The sequence below is a fragment of the Bacillus gaemokensis genome (genome assembly GCF_001590835.1).
In the GTDB taxonomy this organism is placed as follows: Bacteria; Bacillota; Bacilli; order Bacillales; family Bacillaceae_G; genus Bacillus_A; species Bacillus_A gaemokensis.
In genome coordinates this window covers 42,486-48,905 of sequence record NZ_LTAQ01000018.1, presented here as the reverse complement: position 1 = coordinate 48,905, position 6,420 = coordinate 42,486, and the positions used below count along the sequence as shown (strand labels likewise).

Here is a 6,420-nt window from a genome sequence, read left to right as displayed (position 1 = left end):
AGCCAGGATCAAACTCTCCAATAAAGTTAGTTTGTCTAGCATCATAAAAATAAAAATTGACGTTGCACATTGTTTGTTTCGTTCAGTTTTCAAAGAACTCATTTGCCGCCGAAGCGACTTTATCAATATAACATTTTGTTATATTTTAGTCAACAACTTTTTTTATTTAAAAAGCTGTTTTTGTTCATTTCCTGCGCTGCCTTTCGTGGCAACGAATATAAATATACCAGTTCACTTATTAAAATGCAATAGTTTTTTTAATAAAATTTTTAACCAAGTGAAAAAGCATAAAAACAGTATCAATCTCCTATACCGGGATACCTTTCTTCTATATAGTAATGCGTATCTTTAGATCACCCACACAAATGCACAATAACAAAAAAGAAAAGCTTTGGAAAAATCTCCAAAGCTTAATCTTGCTTATGACGCATCGCCGGGAATAACAGCACATCGCGAATAGATGGTGCATTTGTTAATAACATAACAAGACGATCAATACCAATTCCTAGTCCACCTGTAGGAGGCATTCCGTACTCAAGAGCTTCGATATAATCATCGTCCATCATATGAGCTTCATCATTACCTTGCTCACGCTCTTTTAATTGTGCTTCAAAACGTTCCTTTTGATCGATTGGATCATTTAATTCAGTGAATGCATTTGCATGTTCACGAGCAACAATGAATAACTCAAAGCGATCTGTAAAGCGTGGGTCTTCATCATTCTTTTTCGCAAGTGGAGAAATTTCCACTGGATGACCATAGATAAATGTAGGTTGAATTAAGTTTTCTTCTACTTTTTGTTCGAAGAATTCATTAATTATATGACCAACTTCCATTGTATCTTTAATTTCCACACCATGTTCTTTTGCTAATGCACGTGCCTCTTCCACATTCATCGGACTCCAGAAGTCTGCGCCAGAGTACTGCTTAATTGCATCGACCATGTGAAGACGTGTCCATTCTGGTTCTAAATTAATTTCTTGTTCACCATATTGAATTGTCGTTGTACCTAATACTTTTTTCGCAATATGAGCGACCATATTTTCTGTTAGTTTCATAATATCTTTATAGTCCGCATACGCTTCATATAATTCAATCATTGTAAACTCAGGATTGTGACGCGTTGATACACCTTCATTACGGAATACACGGCCAATTTCGTATACCTTCTCTAAACCACCAACAATAAGGCGCTTTAAGTGTAATTCAATTGCAATACGCATATACAATTCCATGTCTAACGCATTATGATGTGTAATGAACGGACGAGCTGATGCTCCACCCGCGATTGCATGCATCATTGGCGTTTCAACTTCAAGATATCCATTATCGTCTAGGTATCTTCTCATTTCACGAATAATTTTACTACGAGTAACAAATGTTTCACGACTCTCCATACTTGTAATTAAATCTAAGTAACGTTGACGGTAGCGTTGCTCAACATCCTTCAATCCATGATATTTATCTGGAAGCGGACGAAGTGATTTCGTTAGTAGTATAAATCCTGTCGCTTTTACTGAAAGTTCTCCTACATTCGTTTTGAAAACTTTCCCTTCAATCCCTACTAAGTCACCTAAATCTGCTGTTTTAAATAATTCATATGACTCATCCCCAACAGCATCTTTACGAACATAAATTTGAACTTGCCCATGTAAATCTTGAATATGTGCAAAACCTGCTTTTCCTTTACCGCGTTTTGTCATAATACGACCAGCAATAGAAACAGAGATTTCTTTCTCTTCTAGCTCTTCTTTAGAGAACTCTCCATACAGGCTTAATAATTCTTTTGTCGCATGTGTACGCTCGAAACGTTTACCAAACGGATCGATCCCTTGTTCACGTAAGTTATGTAACTTCTCGCGACGAACAAGCAATTGGTCATTTAGTTCTTCGTGGTTCATGTTATCCATGGTATTGATATCACTCCAGCTCTATTAAATTTTACAATATATACAGTATATCATTTTCTATCCAACTAGAAAAACTGCCAGTAGCATACTGGCAGTTCTTGTTACTTTCACGTAATTATAGGAAGCGAGCGAAAGAATGTCAATCACTCCTTCACACTTCCCTCTTAACCAACGTAAATTGTTTTTTGTTTTGCTTCTACTTCTTCTACAAATGTCCCTAATAATGAAGCAAGGTCTTCTCGCGTATTGCACGTATTAATTGCGTTACGTACTCTTGCATTACCACGAACACCTTTTAAATACCAAGCTGCATGTTTTCTCATCTCTCTTACTGCTACATCTTCATTCTTCAAATCAATAAGACGATCCAAGTGCAGCATACATACATCTATTTTTTCTCGTACTGTTGGTTCTGGCATTAATTCCCCTGTTTCTAAATACTTCACCGTACGATAAATCATCCACGGGTTACCAAGAGCCGCTCGGCCAATCATAACACCATCTACACCAACTTCATCAAGCATACGTTTTGCATCTTGAGGTGTTTCTACGTCACCATTTCCGATAACCGGAATGTTTACAGATTGTTTTACTTGCTTAATGATATCCCAATCTGCTTTCCCTTCATACATTTGAACACGCGTACGGCCATGAACCGCTACCGCTTGGCCACCAGCACGTTCAACAGCTCTAGCATTTTCAATCGCGAAAATGTGATCTTCATCCCAACCAATACGCATTTTAACTGTCACTGGTTTCTCAACAGCATCTACAACTGCCGCTACCATTTCATACACTTTGTCTGGGTCTAAAAGCCATTTCGCTCCTGCATCACACTTTGTAATTTTCGGAACCGGGCAACCCATATTAATATCGATGATATCCGCTGTTGTATTTTTGTCCACATATTTCGCAGCACCAACAAGAGTGTCTTTCTCACCACCAAAAATTTGTAAACTTAGTGGCTTCTCTCTCTCATCGATATATAACATATCTAATGTTTTTTGGTTATTAAATAAAATCGCCTTATCACTTACCATTTCAGCACACACTAGACCTGCACCAAATTCCTTTACTGTTAAACGGAATGCAGAGTTACACACTCCAGCCATCGGTGCTAGCACAACCGGATTTTTCATTTCAATGTTTGCAATCTTTAACACACGACTACCCCCTTCCTTTATCTTCACTTTGGCATTAATTCGTCTAATGAAACGTTCAATGTCTTCGCAACTTCTACTACAAAATCTTGAGAAGGAGCTCTATTCCCTCTCTCAACTTCTCCTAAAACAGATACAGATACCCCTAATTCTTTCGCAAAACCTTCTTGCGTATAACCTTTTAACTTCCGAAATGCACGAATGCGTCTTCCCCATTTTTCTGCTTCCATACCGTTACTCCCTCTCGCCTTTTCATTTCATCTACCTGTGAACGTGAAATGTTTTGTTTTATATCTCGATTAATCTCTAACAACGGAACGATAACAAAAGCTCTTTCGAACATCCGCGGATGCGGAACAATAAGATTCTCTGCTTCAATATTTTCTTGATTATAGAGCAAAATGTCAAGGTCGATGGTTCGCGGACCCCACCTGATTTCCCTTTTTCTTCCTAAATCACCCTCAGCTTTTTGTGTTACTTTCAATAATTCTTGCGGTGATAAATTGGTAGAAATTTTTATGACTAGATTTAAAAAGCGATTTTGATCTGTATATCCAACTGGATCAGTTTCATATATAGAAGAAATGTCTTCCACCTGAATACAAGAGTTTTTATTCAATAACTCAACTGCCTGTATTAAATAGGTATAACGATTACCAATATTTGATCCCAACGCAATGTACGCTATATTCTTCATGGCCGGTCTCTCGTAATTTCTACCGCTACAGCACGGTAATGCCCCGGTATTGGCGGATCCGGTTTAACGACTTTTACTGTACATCGTAAAATACTTACATATTGCTTCAATATATTCGCCGCTATATTTTCCGCTATACTTTCTACAAGCTTATATGTTTGATCCTCTACCACTTGTCTACACAAATCAAAGAGCTCCCCATAGTTTACCGAATACTCTAAGTTGTCACTTTCACCCGCTTGTTTCAAATCCAACTCTACTGTTAAATCCACTTTAAACCTTTGTCCTAATTTATTCTCTTCCGGGAACACTCCATGATAACCGTAAAATTCCATATCATGGATATAAATTTTATCCAATTACTTTTCCCCCTTACCAAGCATCGCATCCATCATCTTCGCCATACGAACCATTTCCTTTACATCATGAACACGAATCATTTCACAACCTTTTTCAATACCAAGGCACACCGATGCCCCAGTTCCTTCTACACGTTCCTCTACCGGCAAGTCTAAAACATGACCGATAAATGATTTTCTCGAAGTTGCGAGAAGAACTGGATATCCTAATACATTTAACTTTTCTAAATTGCGCATCGCCTCTAGGTTCTGTTCTGGTGTCTTCGCAAAACCGATACCTGGATCTAAAATAATATTTTCATCAGGTACACCCGCATCTTTTGCAATTTTAACACTCTCATATAAATCCGTAATCATATCGGCCATAAGATTGCGGTAATTTGTATTATCACGATTATGCATTAAAATAATTGGGACATTATAATGAGCTGCAACTTCTGCAATCTTCGGTTCTGCCTTCGCTCCCCAAATATCATTAATAATATGAGCACCTGCCTCGACTGCTTGCTTAGCCACTTCCGCTTTATATGTATCAATAGAAATAGGTACTTTCACTTCTTTGGAAACCGCTTGAATTATCGGAATCACGCGCCCTATCTCTTCTTCCACCGAAACTTTCGCAAAGCCAGGACGTGTTGATTCCCCGCCGATATCGATAATATCCGCACCCTCACTCACCATTTCTCGCGCATGACGCACAGCCGCTTCCACCTCATTATAACTTCCGCCATCCGAGAACGAATCTGGTGTAACATTTAAAATACCCATGATTAACGTCTTTGCATTTAAATCTAATGTATATTCGCCGCAGCGCAAATCATAATTCCACTTCACACTACACATCTCCTCTTCGCAATTCATTTCGGCTACATAGCTTTTCTCTATGGGTTTCATATACACACATTAGACGCTTTGTAACCTCGCCTTCTTTACCCGGAAAAGCTCTTCCTTCTATCTGAAAAAGAGGTACAATTTCTTGAATAGAATTCGTTACAAATACCTCATCTGCAGAAAGTAGCTCCTCTTTTATAAAGAAACCTTCTTCCACTTGCATATCTAATATTTCAGCAATCTTTATAATAAACGCACGAGTAATCCCATTTAAAATTCCCGTCTCAAGCGAAGGCGTATATAATACCCCTTCTTTTACCCAAAAGATATTCGAAACAATTCCCTCGGCTACATAACCTTCTTCTGTAAAGAAAATCCCTTCTTTATTTGCAACATTCCCAATTTCACGTTTCCCTAAAATGTTATTTAAATAATGATGAGATTTTAAACGGTACGCTCCTTCCGGCGTATTGCGCTTTTGCTCCAAAATAACACCTTCTTTTTCTATTACCTCACCCGGAGCTGTTAATGACTTTATAAACACAATAATGGAAGGGCGCTCATATGTCTCTGTTTGCAACCCTATTTCCCCCATACCCGCAGATACATTAAAACGAATATAGGCGTGATCCAATCCATTCCTTATAAGCAAGTCCTGCAAAATGCGTAGCACGTCATCTTTGGTCATCGTCCACTCGATTTGCAGTGCAGAGAGAGACTCCATTAAACGCTCATAATGGTCATCTAATAGAAGTGGATGTCCATTATAAATACGAAAGGTCTCAAAAACGCCTAATCCATATAAATATCCATGATCATAAGGAGAGATTTTCGCCTCACTCGCTTCTACATATGCACCGTTCACATAAATTAACATAACGGTACGCTCGGGCTATAGCTGCGAATAAAGTTTTGCAGTAACTCTTTTCCATGCGAAGTCATAATGGACTCTGGGTGAAATTGCACCCCTTCAATCGGCAATGTTTTATGACGAAGCGCCATAATTTCTCCCTCTTCTGTCCATGATGTTACTTCTAAGCATTCTGGCAATGTTTCTGTTTTAACAATAAGAGAATGATAGCGCGTTGCCGTAAAAGGATTTGGGATGTCTGCAAAAATCGTTTTACCATCATGATGCATCAGCGAAGTTTTCCCATGCATCAAACGTTCTGCACGAACAACATCACCTCCAAACACTTGCGCAATCGATTGATGACCAAGACAAACTCCAAAAATCGGGATTTCCCCTGCAAAATGCCTAATAACATCCATACTTATACCAGCCTCATTCGGGCTACAAGGCCCTGGTGAAATCATTAAAAAGTCTGGTTTCATCCGTTCAATATCTGAAATTGTAACTTCATCATTACGCTTAACAACGAGCTCTTGTCCAAGTTCTCCAAGAAACTGCACTAAATTAAATGTAAAAGAATCGTAATTATCAATCATCAATATCATTTCTC

At 38.4% G+C, this 6,420-nt stretch carries 8 protein-coding genes; all 8 read right to left on the bottom strand.

What is annotated here, in order from left to right:
• Positions 1-410: 410 nt before the first annotated feature.
• The gene (gene lysS / locus AZF08_RS16275) at positions 411-1,910 is read right to left on the bottom strand and encodes a lysine--tRNA ligase (RefSeq protein WP_033678940.1); all 1,500 of its coding nucleotides are present in this window, start codon (positions 1,908-1,910) and stop codon (positions 411-413) included.
• Between the two features lie 164 nt (positions 1,911-2,074).
• Positions 2,075-3,073 carry a tRNA dihydrouridine synthase DusB gene (gene dusB, locus AZF08_RS16270; protein WP_033678939.1) on the bottom strand — a complete coding sequence of 333 codons (999 nt, stop codon included), beginning with the start codon at positions 3,071-3,073 and terminating at the stop codon, positions 2,075-2,077.
• A gap of 23 nt (positions 3,074-3,096) precedes the next feature.
• A complete protein-coding gene (locus tag AZF08_RS16265) occupies positions 3,097-3,300 on the bottom strand; it encodes a helix-turn-helix domain-containing protein (RefSeq protein ID WP_033678938.1) in 204 nt (67 codons plus the stop codon).
• Entirely contained in the window at positions 3,252-3,767 is a 516-nt protein-coding gene (gene folK / locus AZF08_RS16260) for a 2-amino-4-hydroxy-6-hydroxymethyldihydropteridine diphosphokinase (protein WP_033678937.1), read from the bottom strand. Before folK ends, AZF08_RS16265 begins: the two co-directional genes overlap by 49 nt.
• On the bottom strand, positions 3,764-4,126 hold the full coding sequence (folB, locus tag AZF08_RS16255) for a dihydroneopterin aldolase (protein ID WP_033678936.1): 363 nt from the start codon (positions 4,124-4,126) through the stop codon (positions 3,764-3,766). The genes folK and folB overlap by 4 nt, the downstream gene beginning before the upstream one ends.
• A complete protein-coding gene (gene folP / locus AZF08_RS16250; protein ID WP_063177310.1) occupies positions 4,127-4,987 on the bottom strand; it encodes a dihydropteroate synthase in 861 nt (286 codons plus the stop codon).
• Positions 4,962-5,834 carry an aminodeoxychorismate lyase gene (gene pabC / locus AZF08_RS16245; protein WP_033678934.1) on the bottom strand — a complete coding sequence of 291 codons (873 nt, stop codon included), beginning with the start codon at positions 5,832-5,834 and terminating at the stop codon, positions 4,962-4,964. Before pabC ends, folP begins: the two co-directional genes overlap by 26 nt.
• The gene (pabA, locus tag AZF08_RS16240) at positions 5,828-6,415 is read right to left on the bottom strand and encodes an aminodeoxychorismate/anthranilate synthase component II (RefSeq protein WP_033678933.1); all 588 of its coding nucleotides are present in this window, start codon (positions 6,413-6,415) and stop codon (positions 5,828-5,830) included. Before pabA ends, pabC begins: the two co-directional genes overlap by 7 nt.
• Between the last annotated feature and the right edge of the window lie 5 nt (positions 6,416-6,420).

Bases quoted from the DNA above. Each gene is read 5' to 3' on its own strand.
- pabC (WP_033678934.1), bottom strand. From the start codon at position 5,834: ATGTTAATTTATGTGAACGGTGCATATGTAGAAGCGAGTGAGGCGAAA.
- AZF08_RS16265 (WP_033678938.1), bottom strand. From the start codon at position 3,300: ATGGAAGCAGAAAAATGGGGAAGACGCATTCGTGCATTTCGGAAGTTA.
- lysS (WP_033678940.1), bottom strand. From the start codon at position 1,910: ATGGATAACATGAACCACGAAGAACTAAATGACCAATTGCTTGTTCGT.
- folP (WP_063177310.1), bottom strand. From the start codon at position 4,987: ATGAATTGCGAAGAGGAGATGTGTAGTGTGAAGTGGAATTATGATTTG.
- pabA (WP_033678933.1), bottom strand. From the start codon at position 6,415: ATGATATTGATGATTGATAATTACGATTCTTTTACATTTAATTTAGTG.
- folK (WP_033678937.1), bottom strand. From the start codon at position 3,767: ATGAAGAATATAGCGTACATTGCGTTGGGATCAAATATTGGTAATCGT.